Below are 23,916 nucleotides of genomic sequence, written 5' to 3' on the forward strand. Positions count from 1 at the left end.
ATAAATGAAAACCATTCTGTTTCCACTGATCCTTCTCATGATGGGCATCGCGACGTCGCAAGCTCAAACGGCCACGAAGATGGGAGCCGAAGCTTCGCAGCGAAACGTGAGTTTTGAATACCGTTTTCCGGATGGGTTGGAACAGACTGCCGACTCGAAAGCACGCCAGAGCAAATGGTTCCACGATGCAAAGTTTGGCGCGTTCATTCATTTTGGCGTTTATTCGACGTTGGAGGGTGAATATGACGGGCGAGGTTCGCAGCACCGCTATTCCGAATGGATTCAGGTTTCCGCAAAGATGACAGCCGATGAGTACCATCGAGTGGCGGCAAAATTCAATCCTTCGGAATTCGATGCCGACCAGTGGGCGAAAATCTTCAAGGATTCCGGCATTCGCTATGTCGTCATTACCTCAAAGCATCACGATGGCTTCGCACTCTTCAAGTCAATGGTCAGCGACTACAACATCGTCGACCACACGCCCTTCAAACGTGACATCATTAAAGAACTGAGCGAAGCCTGTCACCGACAGGGCCTGAAGTTCGGCGTCTACTATTCGCAGGCACAGGATTGGGACGAACCCGACGCGCCCTTCATTGCTTCCCGGTTTGATGGCTTGCACAAGGTCATTCACCCCGGTCTTCCGGTCGATTTCGAACCTGATATGGATCGCTACATCGCGAAGAAAGGGCTGCCTCAGGTCGAAGAGTTGGTGAAAAACTATGACCTCGATTTGATTTGGTTTGATACGCCACGAGACATGAACATGGAACGGGTGAAGCTGTATAGCGACATGGTGCGAAAGCACCGCCCTGACTGCCTGATCAACTCTCGCATCATTCATTCCGGAAAAGGAAGGATCGAAGCGGAATATCTGCCTTATTACGACTATGTTTCGATTGGTGACAAGGAAGTCCCAACCAGAAAGCTGCCGCTTTATTTCGAATCGCCCGATAGTGTTAGCTCGTCCTTCGGATACAAAACCAAGGGAGACTGTTATTACCACACTCCAGAAGAGATGCTGCATCGTTTCGTGCACACCGTTTGTGCTGGCGGAAACTCGCTGATCAACAACGGGCCGATGGGCAACGGCAGACTCGACCCGGAAGCCGTCCGGCTGTACGGCGTGATCGGTGATTGGCTGAAGGTCAACGGTGAATCGATTTACGGGACCGTTCGGAATCCATTGCCACTGCGACCCGAGTGGGGCGACATATCGGCTAGCAAGGATGGCCAAACGCTTTACCTGCATGTTCTCCAGTGGCCTGAGTCTGGGACGATTACCATTGGCGACCTGCCTTCCGCAGCAAACGCCGCCTCCTACCTAGCAACCGGCGAAAAGGCAAACTTTAGCCAGCAGGAGGATAAGCTGGAGATCACGCTGTCTGCGAAGCCACTGGACCAGTACGACACCGTTGTCAAAGTTGTACTGGAAGCATCAGCCGATTCAGCAGTCAGTTCGACGGGCAAATCAAAATCGGCGAAGGATGCGTGGGCCAAACTGGCGGGAAATTCCGTTAAGCGACCCGAGTTTGCTTTCGTCGAAAACGATCCGTCCTTGCCCAATGTGCTGATCTACGGCGATTCGATTTCGATCATGTACACGCAGCGCGTCCGCGAGAAGCTCAGCGGCAAAGCGAATGTGTACCGATTGTACTGCAACGGCGGAGACTCGGGTTCGTTTGTCCCCAAGATGACGAAAATGCACGATGCAATGACCGACGAAAAACTTGATCAACCGTGGACATTCGATTGGGACGTGATCCATTTCAACGTTGGTTTGCACGATCTCAAGTACCTCTCTGGCAATAGGCTCAATAAAAAGAACGGGAAGCAGGTCTCTTCGCTTCAGGACTACCAAAAGAATCTCGGCGACATCGTCGCTTACTTAAAGAAGCTCGCTCCCGACGCAAAGCTGATCTTCGCAACGACGACTCCGGTACCCGAAGGTGAACCGGGCCGCTTCGCGGGCGACGCGGAAAAGTACAACAAGGTAGCCGAAAATGTCCTACTTAAATTCCCGGAGATCGCCATCAACGACCTCTACAGCTTCACCAAGCCGCATCAACCCCAATGGTGGTCCAAGCCGGGCGACGTTCACTACAAGACGGAAGGTCGCAACGCACAGGGCGACGAAGTGGCGAGAATCATTCTTGAATCGCTTTCGAACTGAGATAGGTCCGGCGGGTCGCATGAGAAACCGTTGACGACTTCCGCTGCAACCACAATTCAACACAGAGAAACCTATGCAACTTAGACGCTTCATTCAGATCGCAATTCTAGCTGCGGTCTTTGTACCCTCGGTTTACTCGGCCGATGGCCAACGACCCAATGTCGTCGTCGTCATCACGGATGACCAGGGCTACGGCGATTTGGCCTTCACTGGCAACCCCGCCATCAAAACGCCGACCATCGACAAGTTGGCAAAGCAGGGAACGCTGCTGAACAACTTTCACGTCGATCCCACCTGCGCGCCGACTCGTTCGGCGCTGATGACCGGACGCTACTCGGATCGCGTCGGTGTTTGGCACACGGTCCAGGGACGCAACATGCTGCGCCGTCGCGAAACCACGATGGCCGATGTCTTCAGTGCCAACGGTTATGCGACCGGACTGTTTGGTAAATGGCATCTCGGCGACTGCTATCCCTATCGTCCCGAAGACAGAGGATTTCAACACTGCGTTTACCACCAAGCCGGTGGCGTCGGTCAAGCACCCGATTATTGGGGCAACGACTATTTTGATGACACCTACATCGTCAACGGAAAACACCAGCGTTTCGAAGGTTTCTGCACCGACGTTTGGTTCGACGAGGGCATGAAGTTCATTAAGGCGAACAAGGACAAGCCGTTCTTCGCTTATATCTCTACTAACGCTCCGCACAGCCCGTACAACTGCCCCGAGGAATACAGCAAGCCCTATGTAGGAAACCCGCAGGTCTCCATTGCTGAGTTCTACGGCATGATCACCAACATCGACGACAACATGGCCAAGCTGATGAAGCTGCTTGATGACCAAGAGATCGCCGACAATACGATTTTGGTTTTCATGACCGACAACGGTACCGCAGGCGGCCTGAAAGGCGGACGTGGTTACGACGGAGGCATGCGCGGCATGAAGAACTCCGAATACGACGGTGGTCATCGTGTCCCTTTCATCATCCGTTGGCCTAATGGAAAAATCGAAGCGGGAAAATCCGTCGAGCGTTTGACGGCACACATCGACATCCTGCCCACTTTCATAGACCTCTGCAAACTTGAGACATCCGAGATCAAATTTGACGGCCGCAGTATTGCAGACTTGCTGCATTCCGATGGCAAAGATTGGTCGGATCGTGCATTGGTGGTTGAATCGCAGCGCGTGGTGAATCCAATCAAATGGCGAAAAAGCGCTGTGATGAACGACCGTTGGCGATTGGTCAACGGTGAAGAACTGTTCGATCTGAAAGCCGATCCGAAACAGGCCACTGATTTGGCGGCGAAGCACCCGGAAGTGTTCGAGCGTCTGCGTGCGGAGTACGACAAGTTTTGGAATGATGTTTCCGCAGAACATGACCTGACTAGCTACATGGTCATTGGATCGGACCATTCGCCCATCGTCTCACTTTCGTCGCACGATTGGCTGATCGACAAACTGCCGCCATGGAACCAGCCGCACATTAAGAATGGGGCGGTTGCAGAGGAATCGTTCTGGGCCATCGAGGTCGAGCGTGACGGTGACTATGAAATCTCTCTTCGTCGCTGGCCAGTGGAAGCCGACAAGGGCATCAATGATGGCACCTATGGAAAGGCGTTCAACTACAAGCAGGCGCGTCTGCGTATCGGTGATGTCGATGAAACGAAAGACATTCCAGACGGAGCCAAGGAGGTCACGTTCAAAGTGTCCTTGAAAAAGGGAATCACCAAGCTTGCCCCTGTCTTCATTGGCCCCGATCTGACGGCCACGCCGTACTACGCCTACGTGACGCACCAACCCAAAACCGATTGGCAAACTCCACAAGGCATGGGCATCCCTGTCTACGATCCGTCATTTGGACGTGTACCACCTAAAGCAAAGAAGTAAGACTTTGGAGTTGACGACCCATTAGTTGCCATGACTGTCGCTCAATTCTCCGAATTGATTGCGTTTACAAGCAGGCACGCGCCCAATTCGGAGAACTGGGCGACAGTCGCTAGCGGCCAGAAAATCGTTCATTGAATTTTCCGCGTTCCTAAATGAAAGTTGAAATGAAAGAATCATTATTTTTGATGCTAGCGCTGTTGGTCAGCGGTGCATGCTTTGCTGACGATGCGGTGCTCGCAAAGCGTAAAGCGGAAATTGATTGGACTGGAAAAAGTTTTCGGGATGTGAACTACAAGCAAGTCGGAAAGCGGAAGCTCCGGATGGACATCTACTTGCCAACGGCGCATCAGTCTGAAGCGTCGCCCGTGATCTATTACGTTCACGGTGGCGGATGGGCGGCAGGGACCAAGGCAAATTACGGTAACCGTCTGATGTTGCCCGTTTTTCAGCAATTGGCTGAAAGCGGATTCGTTTGCGTGTCCATCGACTACCGGCTGTGTAAAAAGGGACAGAATGTATTCATGCGTGATTGCGTCACCGATGCCATGGACGGACTTCGTTTTTTGAACAAGCACCATCAACAGTACGCAATTGATCCAGCGCGGATCGTGGTCTTTGGCGATTCTGCTGGGGGACAACTTGCTCAAATGCTGACATATGCCTCCGCCGATAAATTCCCAGGTGATTCGGATCTTGCTGGCTACGATGTTCAACCACTCGCCGGAATATCCTGGTACGGCCCGTCTGACTTCACCGATGTCAACCTTTTTAAAACGAATTTTTCCGATAAAAACCCCGATCGCTTCCGTGCACGGATCGCTGGCCAGGAAGGCAGTTACGCAAAGAATCCGCAGGCCTTCGAGGAAATGAGCCCGTACTACTGGATCAAGAAAGACAGCCCACCGCTGCTGGTGTTGCAAGGCGATACGGATGCGACGATCCCCCTGCCGCATGCGATTCACCTGACGGAAAAGGCCGACCGCATCGGAGCCGATGTCGAAATGATCATCGTGAAAAATGCCGGCCACAACTGGAGAAAGGCCGGAGGAGACCCGGCACCGGGTCTAGAGGAGATACAACGCATTACCGCTGAATATGCAATTCAGCGGGTCGGAACCCTGAAAGAGCAAGACTGATTTAGTGAGTAACTTAATGAATAAACGATGCAACTACCTGTTGGCCTTGATGACCGTCGTTGCCTTCAACACTGCAGCGGCGGATGACTTAAACGCAGCTGATTTCTACGTGTCACCCAGTGGCTCCGACGCGTGGACTGGCACCTTGCCTGCCCCCGATCCCGGAGGTGCAGATGGTCCGTTCGCAACACTGCAGCGTGCGCGCGACGCGATTCGAGAATTGGGAGGGCGTCCGTCCAAAGATGTCGTTGTCCATATTCGCGAGGGAACCTATCGACTCAACAAGACAGTCGTGTTTGGGATCCAAGATTCTCCGCAAGGCGATTCGACCGTCACCTACGCTGCTTATCTCGGCGAGACGCCAGTCTTCAGCTCGGGCAAAGAAATCGGTGAATGGAAGAAAGTCACTGCTGCTCTGCCGGGCTTACCTGAAGCGGCATTCGGAAACGTGTGGATGGCCGATTGCTCAGATCGATTCTTCACGCTTTATGACGCCGAGGGAATGCTGCCGCGAGCCAAGTCAGCTGGGTTTATCCCGCTTCGCGGTGGCAGTCGCAACCAGCTTCATTTTCCCAAGGGCAAATTGAAGAACTGGGCAAACGTGGAAGACGTAGAGATCATCGTTCGGCCGCACCACGCCTGGATTTCGAACGTCTTGCCTTTGGTATCGGTTGACGAAGAAAAACAGCTGGCCAAGACATCAATCGATGCAACCTATGCCATGAACGAGCTTCATTTCCTGCCGACAGTTGAATCCTGCTGGGTAGAAAACGCGTTGGAGGAACTCGATGAACCGGGTGAATGGGTTCTCAATACCAAGGAAGGCAAGTTCTATCTCTGGCCGCGAAACAATTCGACCGTCGTGGCTCCTCAATTGACGGAGCTCATTCGCATCGAAGGCGAGATCGACAAAGAAGGTCCGAAGGACACGCCGGCGCGGAATCTGTGCTTTCGTGGTCTGACGTTCATGCATGGCGAACGCTATCAGTTGACCGACGACGATGCCGGACTGCAGCACGACTGGGATATGCACGACAAGGCCAATGCTTTGGTTCGTCTACGCGGCACTGAGAACTGCGTGATTGAACAGTGTCACTTTGCCCATAGCGGTAGCGGTGCAATCCGCGTGGATCTACATGGTCAAAAAAATAAAATCTCCGGCAATCATATCGAACAAATGGGAGGCGGCGGCATTTTGCTGTGCGGCTATGGCCCGGGAACCAAGGATGTGAATCGAGAAAATCTGGTTTTCAACAACCACATCCATCACATGGGGCTGGTCTATCTGCATTCGCCTGGCATCTTTGTTTGGCAGAGCGGCGAGAATCGGGTAACGAACAATCTGATCCACGACATGCCGTACTGTGGAATCATCATCTCCGGTTTCATGCGCCATTTCTTTGAGCGAAGCGGTCGCGAGCTTTGCCGAACCATTCGGAAGCATGAAGTCGGCGACGTACCGAAAAATCCAACGCCAGAAGACGTTACGCCGTTTCTTCACTCGCATGACAACCTCATTGAGTACAACGAGATTCACCATGTGATGGAGACGATGGGCGACGGCAACGGAATCTACATTCGCGGCGCCGGCGCGGGGAATGTGATCCGTCGCAATTACATCCACCACTTGGTCACCCCTATGTTGATGCAAGCGGCGATTCGGACCGATGGCGGTCAACGAGACACGCTGATTGCTGAGAATCTGATTTACAAATGTATGTCGCAAGGGATCATTTTGAAGCTGAATAATCGCGCCGAAAACAATGTCGTCGCCGACGTGCTCGCGCCGCCGCGCGGCTACTACATGTCGCTACGAGAAGGGCCTTTGACCGGTGCCGTGATCAAGCGAAACATTTTTTATTCCGTCAACAAAGAGTCGGTGTTCATCGATGAATTGGCTCCTGGGAACGGAAGGAAGACAGAGGACAGCCGCGGGCGTGAATTGGCAAGAGCGAAGGACGCCGATACGGATCTCAACATCTACTTCTGCGCAGTGGATCCCGACCTAAGCAAAGCGATGTTGGAGAAACAACAGAATGACGGCATCGATGCCCACAGCCTTGCGGTCGATCCGCTATTCGTCGATCCCGAGAATGGTGACTTTCGGTTCAAACCTGACTCACCAGCGCTGAAGCTTGGTATCGTGCCGTTGGACGTGTCAAAGGTCGGCTTACGAGCTGAGAAAAAGTAATGAACTTTCCACTGTCGGAAACTCTGATGATGAAAACGCAACGCATGATTTTTCGTTCAAGGTGGATGGTTTTTAAGTGGCTGTCATTGCTTGCCGTCTTCGCCCTGCAGGGCGTAAGCGATGCAACGGACATTTATGTGTCCGTCGATGGAGATTCCCAGGCTGATGGCAGCCTGACGCGACCCTACGGATCCTTGCCGGAGGCGGTGAATGCAGTTCGAGCCCTACGCAAAGCGGGCAATACAGAGCCGGCGGTGATCATCCTTCGCGAGGGACGCCATCAGTTAAACCAAACCTTGGTACTTGGAATGGAAGACGGTTCCCCAATGCCCGCTGGGGATGTGGCGGTCGAATTGCACGGTGCCGGTGAGTCGGCAGGGCCGGCTTTTCTAACCTTCACTGCTTTTCCCGGCGAGCATCCTGTTGTCAGTGCTGGTGTACCTGTTACAGGTTGGAAACAATTGGATTCCACTCCGGATGAACTGCCCGTCGAAGCGGCCGGTAAGGTCTGGGTTGCTGACATGCCGTCAGCTATGGGCAGGTTTTATACGCTCTATGATGCACAGGGACGGCTGAGTCGTTCCAGAGGTGACGGATTTTTACCGACCCAAAATGGGAACAGCAGGACGTTGCATTTCCCGGAAGGGGCTTTGAAGAGCTGGGACAATTTGGGAGACGTGGAAATTCAGGTACGGCCGGGCGTCGCCTATGAGATCAATATGCTCCCGCTGGAATCGGTCGATGAAGCGACAGGCGTAGCCACAACGAAAGTATCAGCTGCGGGGCGTATGGGATCACTTCCACCTTATCTTCTGGCACTGATGGGAGACTCAGCTGCTTCGGTGTGGGTCGAGAATATCCTTGAAGAACTCGATGAACCCGGGGAATGGATGGTCAACACAAAAACGCGAAAGATCTATTTGTGGCCGGCAAATCCGGCAGCGGATGGGTCTCCTCAAGGAATTCTTGCGCCTGCAACCAGCGAACTGTTTTGTGTCGAAGGAAAAATCGACATGGAAGGCCCCACAGATACTCCGGTCCGTGGAATCGCGTTCTTGGGACTTACCTTTACCCATGCCGATCGTTGGGCGTGGACAAGCAATGAAGAAGTTTTGGGCTGGGGATTGCAGCACTCCTGGGACATGTTTGACAAGCCCACTGCACTGCTTCGCTTCCGGGGGGCCGAGGATTGCGAAGTGTCAGATTGTCGATTTGTAAATTCCGGAGGCTCAGGGATACGTCTGGACCTTCACGCCCAGCGCAATCGCATCACCGACTCTGAGTTCGCTCATCTCGGCGAGGCAGGGATTCTGCTGGTCGGTTATGGAGTCGGCAGCAAAGACGTCAATCACCACAATGAGATTGTCAACAACTACCTACATCACTTCAGTGAAATCACGTGGCAATCCCCGGGCTTTTGGGCCTGGCAAAGTGGGCACAACCGGATCGCGCACAACGAACTTTCATACAGCGGCTATTGCGCGGTGGTCATCAGCACCCGCTCAGCCGGAAACAAAACCAGACCTCAAGGAACGGGCAACGAAAGTGGAGAAAGAAGACGGGGCTATGAAGGTTGGAAGCTTCGCGAAAAGCAACTCCATTCCCGGCACAACCTCTTTGAATACAACGAGATTTCGCATTCCGTTCAATTGCTTTCTGATGGGAACGGCGTTTACGTGTCCGGGACGGGAACGGGCAACATCATTCGCTACAACTACCTACACGACAATCAGTCGCATTCGCTGCCGGCGGCCATCCGTTGCGATGATGACCAGCATGAGACGCTGATCTACGGAAATGTTCTCTATCGCAACGGCGGCCATGCGGCGGGAATCGCATCCAAAGGTGTCAACGACATCATCAACAATTTCATTGTTGACCAACTGGTGGTGCCAAGAAACGGTTACATCAGCTTTGAATGGGTTCCGGTAACAGGGTCGAAAGTAGAGCGAAACATCATCATCTCTCATCCCGATGGCGGCCTTCCCCAATCCGAAAGGTTGCGTGGGGGCCAAACCACCGGCGGACCGAAGCTTGAATCAACGGAGATGGATTCCAACCTCTACTATCATGCGACGAATCCAAACTGGGTGGACGAGCATCTAGCCAAGATGCGGGCGGTCGACAATGAGCAGGCAAGTCGTTTTGGCGATCCTCAGTTTGTGGACCCCGCGGGCGGCGATTTCAGTTTTCGACCCGGCAGTCCCGCCTTGGCAATGGGGATTGAACCTTTGAACGTTTCGAAGATGGGGCGTGTGAGCGATCATGCCTCAGCCACAACCGATGAAGGGAAAATCACGAGTGACAACAAAGATTAAACTGTCAAGCAAGGCATTGAATATGAGATGTAGAGTGATCCTTCGTGACGTTCTCCTGTCAACGGCGTTGATAACGAGTGTGGCGACGTGTGCTTGTGCCCAGGAGGAGGAAACGACTGCACCGTCTGACAAAACCGTTCAACTGGATCCTGATGGCGTGACAGCGATCATTGCTTCAAGTGGATCATTGTCCGGCAACGCAAAGCGTCACTTCCGAAGTGGTAATGTGGTGCACGGTTTTGAGTCTCCGCAGGATACTGTGACCTGGACGGTCGATGCTCCGAAAGAAGATGATTACGTGGTCGATGTGCTGTTTAGCAAGCGGGAGCAGACGCAACTGGAAGTGAGTTCGGGGGACTCTGTTCTGACGGCCCCATCCATGATCAGGACCTGGGAGTATCGCCCCTTTTTCTGGCGTCAGGAACTACCTGGCGCCTTGCATTTGAAGACCGGTGTGAACCAGATCACGCTACGTCTGCCTGATGCAAAGCCTGCAACGGCATCAGCAATAAATCGTGACAACAGTTCCACTCGCTTCGGCCAAGGAGTGACCGAGGATTTAAACCTGTTTTCCATCGAGTTGGGAACAGCCGCTGCGCGTCAGGGGCAAGTGGAACGCGCCAAGGCGATTCGGGGCGATGTCTCGTGGATGATCGATGGGAAGTACGGCATCTTCGTTCACTGGTCGTCACAAAGCCGTGGATTCAACATCGATGAAAAGAGAGCCCAGTGGTTCCAAAAGTCAGTGGAGATGTTCGATGTGAAGGTTTTTGCGGATGCCATTGAACGCACGGGTGCCGCGTGGATCACATTTACCGCGACCCACCAGGGATTCTATTGGCCCGGACCCAACGCAGCCATCGACAAGATTGCGCCAGGACGTACCGCACAGCGCGACTTGCTGGGCGAAATCATTGATGAACTGGACCAGCGGGGCATTCGCACGCTGTTTTATCTGCATACCGGCTACAACGGCTACGACCCCAAGGTGTGGCGGGAGGCGTTGGGCGCCAATGATGCAGACACCAAACGCTTCAGCGACAATATCGAGGCGATTCTTCGCGAATGCAGCCTACGCTATGGCAAGAAGCTGATGGGATTCGGCTACATGGATGGCGCACTGGCATGGGACTATCCCCTCAGGCCATCCTGGGAAGGCTGGGCCCGCGCGATAAAGGCGGGCAATCCCAACGCCGTCGTGGGGCTCAGTTCGAACCGGGGCCCGACGGTCAGCCCGTTCAGCGAATTGGCCGTCACCGATGGTGGCAGTGAACTGCTCCAGGTCGATGCTCAGCTCATCGGACCCGGTAAGCAATTGGGAGATGTCTCTCCGGCATGGTGGTGCCTGATGGACCGGGGCGGTTGGTTCCAAAATCAACCGATGAATGGCCGCTACGGCCCAGGACCGGTTCATTCGACAGAGGAGTATGTTGACTTCTTCAAACGCATGGCAGAGGCCAAGGTTCCCGTGACCATCAACCTGATCATGACTGCCGATGTGACTGATGACCATCCGATCTTTAACCCCGAATGCATGGCGGTCATGGAAGAAGTCCGCAAGGCCATTCGTGGGAAATAGACGATACCTAACAAGATAAGGGAAAAAAATGAGTCGCAGCAGCGTGATATTATTGGGGTTGTTTGTCAGTGGCCTGTTGGCCGGAAATTTGTCCGCTGCTGAACCGGTGACGGCTGATTTTTATGTGTCACCCAATGGCTCCGATGAGTGGTCTGGCACCGTGGCTGAACCCGATGTTCGAGAAGCCGATGGACCGTTCGCGACGCTGGCACGTGCGCGAGATGCAGTTCGCGATTTGAAAAAAAGCAAATCGACGGACATCGTGGTTCTGGTGCGCGGGGGAAACTATCTTCTTGAGGAGACAGTCGTATTCGGCCTGCAGGATTCGGGAGCAGGCGATGCGACGATTACCTATGCGGCCTATCCCAACGAACAGCCGGCGTTCAGTTCCGGTCGGCAGATTGAGGACTTGGTGCGGGTGACCGAAGCGATTCCTAGATTGCCCAAAGCGGCTCAAGGCAAGGTCTTTGCCGCGAATGTTTCGGGTCGTTTTCACTCGCTCTATGACGCCGAGGGTTTGCTGCCTCGCGCACGTTCAGCCGGATTCAAAACGACAGCCGGCCGCAACCTCAAAGAGTTGCGTTTTCCCGAGGGCAAGTTGAAAAACTGGTCGAATGTGGAAGACGTGGAAATCATGATTCGAGCGAGCCATCAGTGGATGGTGAATATCCTGCCTTTGGTGTCGGTCGATGAGGAAGCTCACGTCGCGCGCACGTCAATTGATGCAACCTATGCCATGAAAAGCCTGGGTGATTCTTGTTGGGTTGAAAACGTACTGGATGAACTCGATGAGCCAGGTGAATGGGTACTCAATACAAAAGAAGGCAAGGTCTATCTGTGGCCGCGTGGTGAGTCGCTTGTCGTTGCGCCACAATTGTTGGAATTGATCCGCGTCGAAGGCAAGATTGATGAAATGGGGCCGACGGATGTTCCGGTGCGAAACCTCTGCTTCCGCGGTCTCACTTTCATGCATGGCGATCGCTATTCAGTGGGCGAAGACGATGCAGGGGTGCAGCACGACTGGGACATGGTCGACAAGGACAATGCCTTAGTTCGTCTGCGCGGAGCGGAGAACTGCGTCATTGAAAAGTGTCATTTTCTGCATAGCGGCAGCGGTGCGGTGCGGGTGGACCTACACGGACAGGACAACAAAATTTCCAACAATCATATCGAGCATATTGGAGGGACCGGAATCTTGCTGGGCGGATATGGGCCGGGAACCAAAGACGTCAGCATGAAGAACCTCGTCTACAACAATCACATTCATCACGTCGGGGAAATCTATTGGCATTCGCCCGGCATCCTGCTGTGGCAGAGTGGCGAAAATCGTGTGGCGAACAACTTGATACATAACACGAACTACTGTGGCATGATCATTTGTGGAATGGTCACCAAATTCATCACGCATGCAGGTCGCGAGGTCAGTCGATCCATTCGCAGGCATGAAGTGGGTGAAGTGCCACACGATCCGACGATCGATGACGTCCGCCCCTACCTGCATTCCCATGACAATCTGATCGAATATAACGAGATCCATCATGCCATGGAAAAACTGGGCGATGGAAACGGCATCTATATTCGTGGATCAGGCCCTGGGAACGTGATTCGCCGAAACTATATTCATCACCTCGTCAATCCCATCGGCTCGCAGTCTGGAATCCGAACCGATGGCGGACAGATGGACACCCTTGTTGCCGAGAACGTGATTTACAGGTGCACGTCCCAAGGTCTCATACTGAAACTGAACAACCGGGCGGAAAACAACATCATCGCCTACGTTCTGGATGGCTCGCGTCAGGCCAAGGGGAGTTCTGTTTCCTACTTGAGATTAACAGAGGGGCCCTCGACCGGCGGCGCTGTCAAACGCAACATCTTCTATCATCCCGGGGCGAAAACTTCGTTCTTTGCCCAGAGTCGAGATGCACAGGCCAAGGATGGCGACAAGGATTACAACATCTATTACTGTGCCGGTAATCCGGAAGAGAGTCAGTCAGCGCTGGACAGGATGCAGCGTGACGGAGTCGACACGCACAGCTTGGCGGTCGATCCGATGTTCGTCGATCCCGAGAATGGTGACTTTAGCTTCAAGCCAGATTCACCTGCATTGAAACTCGGGTTTGTTCCGATTGATTTGTCCGAAGCCGGATTGCGTACCGACGAGGAGTAGCGAACAGTCGGCGTTTGCTATGCGAAAATAGCGCGTAGCGCAAATGATGCAGAGCAAAATGCGACGATGGAAGAGACCCCAAAAAACACTTTTCTAGAAAAGGCACGACACGATGAAACTGATTGTCATACACAAGTTGATGCTGCTGTTTGTATACGTGACCTTGACTTCGGTGGCATATGGCGAGATTGCCAAACCGGACATTTATAACATCAAAACATACGGTGCCATTGGTGATGGCGTAGCCATGGAAACTGAATCTGTGCAAAAGACCATCGATGCCTGTCATGATGCCGGTGGAGGTGTTGTTTGGGTGCCTGCTGGTGATTTTCAAATTGGCACGATTATTTTGAAGAGCAATGTCACCCTCTCGCTCGATTACGGGGCCAGCTTGCTTGGAAGCACCAATGCGGCTGACTACCCAATTAGCAACCTCAGCAGACCGCGAGAGGGTGCCGCCCACTGCCTGATCTACGCTGAAAACGCAAAAAACATCACCATCGAAGGGCTCGGCGTGATCGATGGCAGAGGGACTCACGAGCATTTCCCCCGGAACAGAAGGAATGGCAAAAACGCAGGCATCCGCCCACGGCTGATGCGTATGGAGAATTGTGAGGATATTACGTTTTCGGGCGTCACCTATAAGCGTCCAGCGTTCTGGGGGTTGCATCTGATCGACTGCAAGAACCTTCACTTCAATGCGGTTACTGTGCGTTTTCGCAACAATAATTACAACAATGATGGGCTGGATCTAGACGGCTGTGAGAATGTGCTCATCGAGAACTGTGATATCAGCACCGGAGACGATGCGATCTGTTTAAAAAGCTCTTTGAACCCATGTAGAAACATTGTGGTGCGAGGGTGTCGAGCGGATAGCAATACGGCTGCGGTCAAATTTGGCTCGTCCTCCCGCGGCGGATTTATCGATATCAGCATTACCAACTGTTATTTTCATGATTGCCCGATGGGCGGTATCAAGCTGCAGTCGGTGGACGGCGGACGTATGGAGAATATTAATTTTTCCAGAATTGTAATGAAGGATGTTGGCAATCCTCTCTTCATACGTTTGGGCAAACGAGGCAGTGACTTCGGCGGGAGACGAGAGAATGCCGCGATCGGCACAATAAAAAACATCCGAATAAGCGATGTGGTTGCTGAGGTAATCGTAGAGGATCGGGTGAAAGCTGTTGAAGCTGTGTATAAGAAGCTCAAAGTCGATACGACCCCGGGCGTGACGGATAGCGAGAAATCTAAAGCCGGGCCGATCATGATCACGGGTATCCCCGGTCACGCTATCGAAAACGTTGTCATGGAAAATATCAAGATTTCGTACCCCGGTCATGGTACCGAAGAAGATGCCAAGCGGGTTGTGGCAGAGGACGAGGAACGCTATCCCGAGCAGTTCTTCTTTGGCGTATTGCCAGCTTGGGGCGCCTACATCCGCCATGCCAAGAATGTTGAATTCAAGAATGTTGAATTGACACTCCGCGGCGAAGACTCGCGTCAGAAGATCGTATTGGATGATGTTGAGGGATTTGTCGAACATTGATTGATGGATGTCAAACGAAACTATGAACACCATTCGTAACTTAACGCGTGCCATCATTTTCATCTTGGTGGGACCGCCTGCTCTGTGCTGGTCAGCAACGATTGAGGGTGAAATCAATGCAGACGGCAGTTTCAAGAAATGGCACCGGATCGAGGTGGTTTTTGTTGGCCCCCAGGCGAATGAATCTTCCGCGACGTTCCGAGATTACAGGTTGGATGTCACCTTTACTTCACCCAGCGGTGAAAAATTTGAAGTCCCAGGTTTTTTTGACGCTGATGGGGATCCGGCCAACACTTCCGCCATCAGTGGAAGTAAATGGAAAGTACGTTTTGCCGGTGGAGAAGAAGGCGAGTGGACCTACAAAACAAGTCTTGTTACCGGGATGGACGTCGCTGCAAACCTGATGGGAGGAACCGGCGGTACTGCCCCGAATGGTGAAACAGGAAGTTTTAAAATTGGATCCCAAGATAAATCAGGAAGAGATTTTCGGGCCAAGGGGAAATTGGAATATGTAGGCGAACATTACCTGCGTTTTGCGGACGGAGATTATTTCATTAAATGCGGCGCCAACAGTCCCGAAGTGCTGTTGGAGTATGGGGAGTTTGATGGAACTCCAGGACATGAGAACGATCTGTATTCAGCAAACATCAGGGATTGGAAACCCGGCGACCCCACCTGGGGAGATGCAAAAGGTAAGGGCATCGTTGGATTGACAAATTATCTTTCGTCTCTGGGTATCAATTCACACTACTTCCTGTGCATGAACGCATATGGGGATGGTCAAGAGGCCTGGCCGTGGACTGGTATGGATAACATTGATGTGTACGACGTGTCCAAGCTGGGCCAGTGGGAGGTGCTTTTCACTCATTTTGACCGAATGGGGTTGATGGTGCATTTCCAGCTTTCGGAATCCGAGAACACCAATTATCTCGAAGACCGAGATAGGAAGGAAACGTTTTCTGATGCCCGGAAGATTTTGTATCGCGAGCTGATTGCACGCTTTGGTCATCACATGGCCGTTACATGGAATGTGGGTGAGGAAAACCAGGCCAAAGGTGAAGGGTTCCAAACTCCCAATACCCACGCCCAGCGGAAAGAATTCGCGAGCCGGATCCGGGCGCTGACTTGCTATCAGGATCACGTTGTCGTGCATAACGGTCCGGGCGGAGTCTTCGACGATATCTTTCCTCAATTGATCGGCTATATGGACTATACCGGTGCCAGCCTGCAGACCTTATTAGTGCCGAGAAAAAACGGTGCCATGCTGAGCAATCATGATGAGGTTTTGAAGTGGGTAGAAGAGAGTGCCAGCAGTGGCCACAAATGGGTGGTGGCAATTGATGAACCCTGGTGGGGACGAAGGCCGGACAATTTGGCGGATCAGGTTCGCAAAGATGTCGTTTGGGGCGCTCTTCTGGCCGGCGGGCATATGGAGTTTTACACCGGCAGGGATGATGTGAAGCACATCGACTATGCGACCTATGAGGATTGCTGGAAGCCGATCGGGCATGCCGCCAAATTTATGAATAAACATTTGGCGAAGGAGGTTGCCGACATGAAGCCGAATGACGCTTTGGCGATCGGCGAAGATAACTGGGCTTTGGCGAAGGAGGGTCAGATCTATCTGCTTTATCTCAAGAACGGCGGAGAAGCCAAGGTGGATCTGTCCAACGCGTCTGGAACAACCTTTTCGGCGCAATGGTTTAATCCGCGTGCGGGCGGAGATTTGATCGACGGAAGTCCGAAAACGGTTATCGGTGGCGAGGCAAAGGTCTCTTTGGGGATGCCGCCGAACACGCCGGGACAGGATTGGGTTGTCCTTCTGAAGCGTTAAAAACGATACCGAAATCAAGATGCGAAAATACCCCAAAACGAAAAGATAGTTAGTCACCATGAAAACAATCATCAATGCCGTGAAATTGACACTTCTACTGGCAGGCCTGCTGCATGCGCCCCTGGCCGCGCTGCAAGCCGCCGATACCCCACCGCCAACCGCCAAGCCCAACATCGTCTTTATCTACGCCGACGACTGGGGGTGGGGCGATTTATCCTGCCACGGCAGTACGTGGGTGCAGACACCCAACATTGACCAACTTGCCAGCGACGGGGTCGACTTCCAGCAGTTCAACGTGCTCAACCCCGTCTGCTCGCCGAGTCGCGTCGCCGCCATGACCGGGCGTTATCCCTCCCGCTACGGCGTCAACAGTGTGTTCGGAGCCCGCCGTCCGGGACCGGAGCAGCCGGACTGGCTGGATCCCAAAGCGCCCACCACGCCCCGCTACCTCAAGGCAGCCGGCTATCGCACGGCCCATTTTGGCAAGTGGCACATGGGCGAAAAGCCGGACAATCCGCCGATGTCGGCCTACGGGTTCGACGAGTCGGCCGTTTTTCATGGGCCGGGTCCGGGAATCAAAGCGCACGAGATCGCCGGTCGGGCGGCGCAGTTCATTGAAGCCAACAAGGATCACCCATTTTTTGTGGATGTGTGGATTCATGAAAGCCATACCGCGCACTCCCCGACGCCCGAAGCACTGGAGAAATGGAAAGACGTCGATGATGAGCAGAAGCGGATCTATGCCGCCGTGATCACCGACGGTGATAACAACGTGGGCAAGGTGCTCGCCGCTCTCGACAAAGCCGGCGTGGCGCAAAATACCATCGTGGTTTTTTCCAGCGACAACGGCCCCGAGAGAACCAGCACCGCAAAAGGATCACCCGGCAAGTATGGCAGTTACTACAGCGTGGGCGAAACGGGCGGCTTGCGCGGACGCAAACGCAATCTGTTTGAAGGCGGCGTGCGCACGCCGTTCATCGTGCGCTGGCCGGGACACATGGCAGCAGGACTTAAGAATGAAACAACCGTGTTCAGTGCCGTGGATTTGTTGCCCACCTTTTGCGCCGCCGCCGGGGTGACGCTCCCCGCCGACGCTCAGTGCGACGGGGAAAACCTGATTGCGGCCTTCAAAGGCGAGACCATTGCCCGCACCCGGCCCATCTTCTGGCTGCATACGGGCGCTAGCGGCGAGCCTGATGGGTGGCCGCGACTGGCGGTCCGCGACGGGGATTGGAAACTGGTGACGACCTACGACGGCAAACGCGTCGAACTGCACAACATGAAAACAGATCGCGCTGAAGACATCGCCAAAGATCAGTCGAAGGAGCATCCGGAACTCGTGTCACGGCTTACCAAGATGGTGCTCGACTGGAAGGCCACACTACCCACCAAGGCAGATCCAACCTGTTTGAGCTCGGAAAAGCACGGAGCCAAACGAGCTGGCGAATACGTGGAATAGGTTGGCGACCGGCGGATTACTCGAGCATGAAATTGCCTCTATCGAGCTGATGGGCAGTGATGAAAAACCGAAAGATCGTTGCTGTTGGATTGCTTCTGTTCATGGGGACGACACTGTTCAGGTAAGAGACCATATCTACGCAAGCTGATTCCTGGGCTCCCGAGCCGGGGTATATCTCCTTATTTAACGGCAAGGATCTCAGCGGTTGGTGCTTCCGCGCCAAAACCCGATAACGTCGCCGTGAGTACGGCGAAAAATGACTTTGGAGAAATCATGTTGGTACGTAATTTAATGACAACTATCTTAGCAGTGTCCGCACTTTTCTGGATGGGGTTGTATCTCGTTCCGGAGGCTTCTGCTGCGGAGCAGCGCTCTGGGTTGATCGCGGACGGGGCGGGCAATGATCTACGGCTCTGGTACAACGAGCCTGCCCCGGACAGCGATGCTGGCTGGGTCAACCGTTCGATCCCGATGGGCAATGGATACATGGGTGTCAACGTGTTCGGTGGGACGACGACCGAGCGAATCCAGATCACCGAGAACAGTCTGTACGATTCGGTGGCAGGGAAGGGACTTCGCCGCACAGGCCTGAACAACTTTGCCGAGGTTTACCTGGATTTCGGCCACAACAACATCAGCAACTACGAGCAGGACTTGAACCTGAACGAGGGCGTCTCGCATGTGAAATATGATCAGGACGGTGTGGAGTACTCGCGTGAGTACTTCACCAGCTACCCCGACAAGGTGATGGCGATTCGTCTGAACGCGTCGAAGGCGGGGACGTTGTCGTTCACAGTGCGCCCCACCATCCCCTTTTTGAAAAACGGCAAGTCCGGATCCGTCGTGGCGAAGGTTGACACGATCACTCTCTCCGGTGTCATGAGTCACTACAACGTGAAGTTTGAGGGCCAGTTCAAAGTCATCCTTAAGGGTGGCACGATGAAGGCAGACAATAGCAAGTCACAGGGCACCATCACCGTTTCGGATGCCGACAGTGCGGTGATATTGATTGCGGTCGGAACCAACTACCAGTTCGACCCCAAAGTTTTCCTCACCACCGAGGACGCTGAAAAGCTTGATGGCTTTCCTCACCCACACGCGAAGGTGACTCGCTACCTGACCGATGCAGCGACTAAGTCTTACGAGGAACTGCTGGCAAACCATCAAGCCGACTACACCGAGCTTTACGATCGGGTGAGCCTTAACCTTGGTGCCTCTGAACCGACGATCCCTACCAACGAACTGGTCGATGCCTACCCCGCTGGTGCATCGAGCCGTTATTTGGAGGAGCTCGCATTCCAGTTCGGACGCTACATGCTGATTTGCTCCTCCAGGGCAGGCACACTTCCGCCCCACTTGCAAGGGATCTGGAACGTCTATGAAAAACCGCCGTGGTCATCTCAGTACCTGCATGACACGAACGTGCAGATGGCCTACGCGCCGGCCTTCTCCGCCAACATGCCCGAGCTGTTCGAGTCCTACGTTGGCTTCTTCAACGCCTTCGTGCCTCGACAGCGTCTGTACGCCACTGAGTACATCAAGCAGTACAATCCCGCGGAGCTCGATCCGAATGGAGACAACGGCTGGTCCGGCCCGTTCTGGACCAATCCATACAATGTTACCGGAAAATCACCCGTTGCCGGCTTTGGTACGGGCTCCTGGATCGCCCAGATGTTTTGGGACTATTACGACTACACCAGGGATAAGTCCCTGCTGGAAGAAACGGTCTATCCCGTGATGTACGAACAGGCCAACTTCGTATCCCGTTTCGTAAAAGACGTTAATGGCGTTCTGTTGGCCGATCCTTCCTCATCCCCGGAACAGAAGCTCCGAAACACCGTCGGCACCACCTTCGATCAGCAGATGTTTTTCGAAAACCATCACAACACATTAACGGCAGCTAAGATCCTGGGCCGCTCCGACAAGCGATTGGATATCTACGAGACGCAGCTCCCGCTTCTCGATCCGATCCAGATCGGCAAATCGGGGCAGATTAAAGAATTTCGTCAGGAAGAATACTACTGCGACGCCCACAAGGTCCTCGATCCCCATCACCGGCACGCCTCCATGATGCTCGGGTTGTACCCGGGCCAATTGATCAACAGCAAGACTCCGGCCTGGCTCGATGCCGCCAGGACAACCCTGAGCCTTCGCACCCGCAGCTCCAATATCGGCTGGGCGCGTGCAGAGCGAATCGCCATGTTGGCCCGCGTCTACGACGGCAAGGAAGCCTACGCCTACTACAGTGATCTGCTAGAAGGCAACTACATGCACAACCTGTTCAACGACCACCGCGGCGACCCGATCTTTCAGGCGGACGCGAACTACGGTGCCACGGCCGGGGTCGCGGAGATGCTCCTGCAAAGTCACGACCACGTCGTAAGCCCGTTACCCGCGTTACCCGATGCATGGTCGGAAGGTAGCTGTCGCGGCCTTCTGGCGCGAGGTAACTTCGAGGTCTCCGCGCAGTGGTCTGGAGGGCACGCCAGCCAGCTGGAAGTGTTGTCCAAATCAGGCGGAACCTTGGAGGTAAGGTACCCCAACGTCGCCCAGGCTGTTATTAAGACCCTGAAGGGGCGGACGGTAGACTTCGTCGCCAAAGGCAGTGATCAGGTCAGCATCGAGACTACCCAGGGCATGACCTATGTGATCACCGACATCCCAATCTGCATTTCTGTGAACGCGCCTTCGAACCTGAAGATCACCACAGACGGCGGGAGCGATCAGATCGAGCTCTCCTGGACCGGCAGCACGGATGCTGCGTCGTACAACCTGTACCGCGCCGTTGGCAACGCACCGGACTATGAACTGGTCGCCTCAAATATCGCGGGCACCCATTTCGTCTACGAAGCCCCCGACCTGAAACAGATTGACCAGATGACGCTCAAGGTCACCGCGGTGCGGGCCGATGGGCGCGAGAGCGACCAGGGTGCCACAGTGATCCGGCTGTTACCGACGAAGTAGTAACAAATCATTATGTAGGCGTCATTCGATCTTCGTAAAGAATTCTTCTGTTGAAAAGAGCAAGAAATGAAAACCATGTTGTTGTTTTTTCTGCACTGCTGGCAGGTAATGGATGCAAGAGAATGAAGATTCAGTCGATCGCTACCATCATGATTGCTGTTGTAACAACCAGCGGAATGACAGCTCAAGAAACACCGCGTCAGCGTGACGCAGCGCGTGCGTTCACCATGCTGCGATGATTAAGTGAAGAAACGGAAAGCTTCGCGTGGAACTCGGCACATTTTGAAGGTTGAATGTTTGCTCAAATGAATTTCCTACCAAGCCTCTCAGTGACCTGCCTCGTATTGCTAAATGAAATAAAGCCATGAGATACTTAGTTCCGATCGCGATGTACGCAATCCTTGGTGCCGTGACTGCTGTCCCATCAGCGGCCGATGAATCGGTCAACATTCAGTCACTGCTTCATGAGATGACTGACCGTGGACGGGTTGCGCGATACCCGAATCATGATTTTCGACTGAAGCAGGCAAGTAGTTACAACCGTGCCTCTAAAACCCCTGATGATCCCAAAGGTTGGTTTAACAACATTGATCGAAGCACAGACGATACCCACAAGAATTACGTTCGCGTTGAAGAGAACCTTGGACGCAAAGAGTACGTGGTGATGGAGGATGAAGGAGCCGGAGCGATTACCCGGTTCTGGGTGCCATGGAAGGACCAGTTGAAGCCCGGAAGCGATATGGTCATTCGGTTCTACCTGGATGGCTCCTCGGAGCCGATCATCGAAGGAAATATGTTTGAGTTGTTTCAGGGGAAAGGACTAATTCCCTTTCCGTTGGCACACGAGTCTCTTCGGTCGGCCGTTTCGTTCTTCCCGATTCCTTATGCCAGAAGCTGCAAGGTGACGATGTCGGACCATCCTTTCTTCTTTCAGTTCACTTACCGTGAGTACGAAGAAGAAGTCGACGTGAAGACGTTCTCGATGGAAGGCTTCACGGCAGCCAAACCACTCATCGACACCACTTGCCAGAAACTTCTGAACCCAAACGAGTCCGCGGCGGGTAAAGTGGTGAATCTGAAAGAGACCATTGGCGGTGGAGACGAGCAATCGGTTTCGTTACCTGCTCGTGAGGCAGCGATCACATCGCTCTCGCTAAAACTGGGCAGTTACGAGGTCCCGGACGTTACGCGGCAAGTCGTTCTCAAAATAAGCTTTGACGATAAGGAAACGGTTTGGTGTCCGATCGGAGACTTTTTCGGCGGTGGCATCGGCTTGAATCCATTTCAGGGTTGGTATCGTACGGTTGATGCCGATGGCACGATGACCTGCCGATGGGTGATGCCGTACCAAAACAAAGCGAAGATCTCTGTCGTGAACTTGGGTGACGTGCCAGTAAGCGTTGACTTGTCTGCAACGATCGGCGATTGGAAATGGGATTCGTCCAGCATGTACTTTCACGCTTGCTGGCGAGGGCAATACCCCGTCGCAACCCGACCGTACTCCGACTGGAATTATGTCACGTTAAAGGGGCGCGGCGTGTACGTCGGTGACACGCTGACGATTATGAACCCCGTTGAACGATGGTGGGGCGAGGGGGACGAGAAAATTTTCGTCGACGGCGAGACGTTCCCATCAATCTTCGGCACGGGTACTGAAGACTACTACGCTTACTCGTGGGGCGGTCGCAGTACCGACTTTTACGAACATCCGTTTCATGCTCAACCCTTCAGCCATCAGTACAACAAGCTGAGTCGAAAGACCGGCGACGAGAAAAACACTCAGGGCTACAGCACGGAAACTCGCACCCGCGCGCTCGATACGATGCCATTCGCAGAGTCGCTGCAACTAGACATGGAAGTCTGGTCTTGGACCGATTGCGAAATGGGCTACGGCGTGGCGACATACTGGTATGGCGACGCGGGTACGACCTCAAACCGCGAACCCGATCCGGCCGAGGTGCTCAATGTGCCGCCACTGCCGGACATCAGTGCACGGGAACCTGCAGTGAAGACCGCACCAACGGCAACTTCCAAGGCGGCCGATATCAAAGACGCGGTCGAGTGCGAAAAAATGGAAGTCGTTTCAAAATCGGGAAAGGTCGTCCTGAAGCCACAGAATCTAAGTAAGCTGAAACTGAAGGGCTCCTGGAATCTTGATACTCACGTGCTGTTCAAGGATGCCCAAGTCGGTGATGTCGTGGAGCTGCGCATTCCGGCGTCCAGTCCTGCGGCGCAAAAGCTGGTGCTGCATGCAACTAAAAGTTATGACTTTGGTATTCTGCGTCTGTCGATTAACGGCAAGCCGGTCGCAGCAGATGTGGATCTTTATGCTGCCAAACCTGTTCCGTCCGAAAGGATTGAGTTGGGCATCTGCGACCCGGCGAATGGTGTCTACGTGTTGCGTGTGGAATTGGTTGGCAAAAACCCACAGAGCAAAGGCGCATTCTTCGGTCTCGATTGCGTGACGTTCACTCCGGTTCACTAGAGGAAACATACCGACAATGAAAACGATGTCGTGGGGTCAAAACACTCGAACGAACATTTTGACCGATGAATTTCGAGTTTACATCGGCAGATGAGGCCCAATTCTCAGTCGAGAAGTGACGCGAGGTACCAAAACCTTGCGACTAAGAAACCGAGCAATTCATTGACCGATAT

General features: G+C 53.6%; 13 protein-coding genes. All 13 read left to right on the plus strand.

Annotated elements, in window-relative coordinates; translation table 11 throughout:
* The first annotated feature begins 4 nt into the window (after positions 1-4).
* The 13 genes from SH528x_RS17815 to SH528x_RS17875 all read left to right on the plus strand — a co-directional run bounded on the left by SH528x_RS17815 (position 5) and on the right by SH528x_RS17875 (position 23,743).
* Positions 5-2,173 (plus strand): alpha-L-fucosidase, encoded by a 2,169-nt coding sequence (locus SH528x_RS17815; RefSeq protein WP_442511818.1) that lies wholly within the window; start codon positions 5-7, stop codon positions 2,171-2,173.
* Positions 2,174-2,246: 73 nt separating this feature from the next.
* Positions 2,247-4,061 (plus strand): arylsulfatase, encoded by a 1,815-nt coding sequence (locus tag SH528x_RS17820; protein ID WP_442511819.1) that lies wholly within the window; start codon positions 2,247-2,249, stop codon positions 4,059-4,061.
* 164 nt (positions 4,062-4,225) lie between these two features.
* Complete coding sequence (locus SH528x_RS17825; RefSeq protein WP_442511820.1) at positions 4,226-5,197, plus strand: alpha/beta fold hydrolase; 972 nt, start codon at positions 4,226-4,228, stop codon at positions 5,195-5,197.
* A gap of 49 nt (positions 5,198-5,246) precedes the next feature.
* Positions 5,247-7,388: a right-handed parallel beta-helix repeat-containing protein gene (locus SH528x_RS17830; RefSeq protein ID WP_442512137.1), complete on the plus strand. Its 2,142-nt coding sequence runs from the start codon at positions 5,247-5,249 to the stop codon at positions 7,386-7,388.
* A complete protein-coding gene (locus SH528x_RS17835) occupies positions 7,388-9,706 on the plus strand; it encodes a right-handed parallel beta-helix repeat-containing protein (protein ID WP_442511821.1) in 2,319 nt (772 codons plus the stop codon). The genes SH528x_RS17830 and SH528x_RS17835 overlap by 1 nt, the downstream gene beginning before the upstream one ends.
* 157 nt (positions 9,707-9,863) lie before the next feature.
* Positions 9,864-11,285, plus strand: a complete 1,422-nt coding sequence (locus tag SH528x_RS17840) for an alpha-L-fucosidase (RefSeq protein WP_442511822.1) — start codon at positions 9,864-9,866, stop codon at positions 11,283-11,285.
* Between the two features lie 28 nt (positions 11,286-11,313).
* Positions 11,314-13,452, plus strand: a complete 2,139-nt coding sequence (locus SH528x_RS17845) for a right-handed parallel beta-helix repeat-containing protein (protein ID WP_442511823.1) — start codon at positions 11,314-11,316, stop codon at positions 13,450-13,452.
* 112 nt (positions 13,453-13,564) lie between these two features.
* Positions 13,565-15,001 (plus strand): glycoside hydrolase family 28 protein, encoded by a 1,437-nt coding sequence (locus SH528x_RS17850; protein ID WP_442511824.1) that lies wholly within the window; start codon positions 13,565-13,567, stop codon positions 14,999-15,001.
* 22 nt (positions 15,002-15,023) lie between these two features.
* Positions 15,024-16,835, plus strand: coding sequence for a DUF5060 domain-containing protein (locus tag SH528x_RS17855; RefSeq protein WP_442511825.1), 1,812 nt, complete (start codon positions 15,024-15,026; stop codon positions 16,833-16,835).
* Between the two features lie 58 nt (positions 16,836-16,893).
* A complete protein-coding gene (locus tag SH528x_RS17860) occupies positions 16,894-18,294 on the plus strand; it encodes a sulfatase-like hydrolase/transferase (protein ID WP_442511826.1) in 1,401 nt (466 codons plus the stop codon).
* A gap of 240 nt (positions 18,295-18,534) precedes the next feature.
* Complete coding sequence (locus SH528x_RS17865; protein WP_442511827.1) at positions 18,535-21,258, plus strand: glycosyl hydrolase family 95 catalytic domain-containing protein; 2,724 nt, start codon at positions 18,535-18,537, stop codon at positions 21,256-21,258.
* A 50-nt stretch (positions 21,259-21,308) separates the two neighbouring features.
* Positions 21,309-21,497, plus strand: coding sequence for a hypothetical protein (locus tag SH528x_RS17870; RefSeq protein ID WP_442511828.1), 189 nt, complete (start codon positions 21,309-21,311; stop codon positions 21,495-21,497).
* A 125-nt stretch (positions 21,498-21,622) separates the two neighbouring features.
* Positions 21,623-23,743, plus strand: a complete 2,121-nt coding sequence (locus tag SH528x_RS17875; RefSeq protein WP_442511829.1) for a glycoside hydrolase family 172 protein — start codon at positions 21,623-21,625, stop codon at positions 23,741-23,743.
* The last annotated feature ends 173 nt before the right edge of the window (positions 23,744-23,916 follow it).

Source organism: Novipirellula methanifontis (genome assembly GCF_052161655.1).
Taxonomy (GTDB): Bacteria; Planctomycetota; Planctomycetia; order Pirellulales; family Pirellulaceae; genus Novipirellula.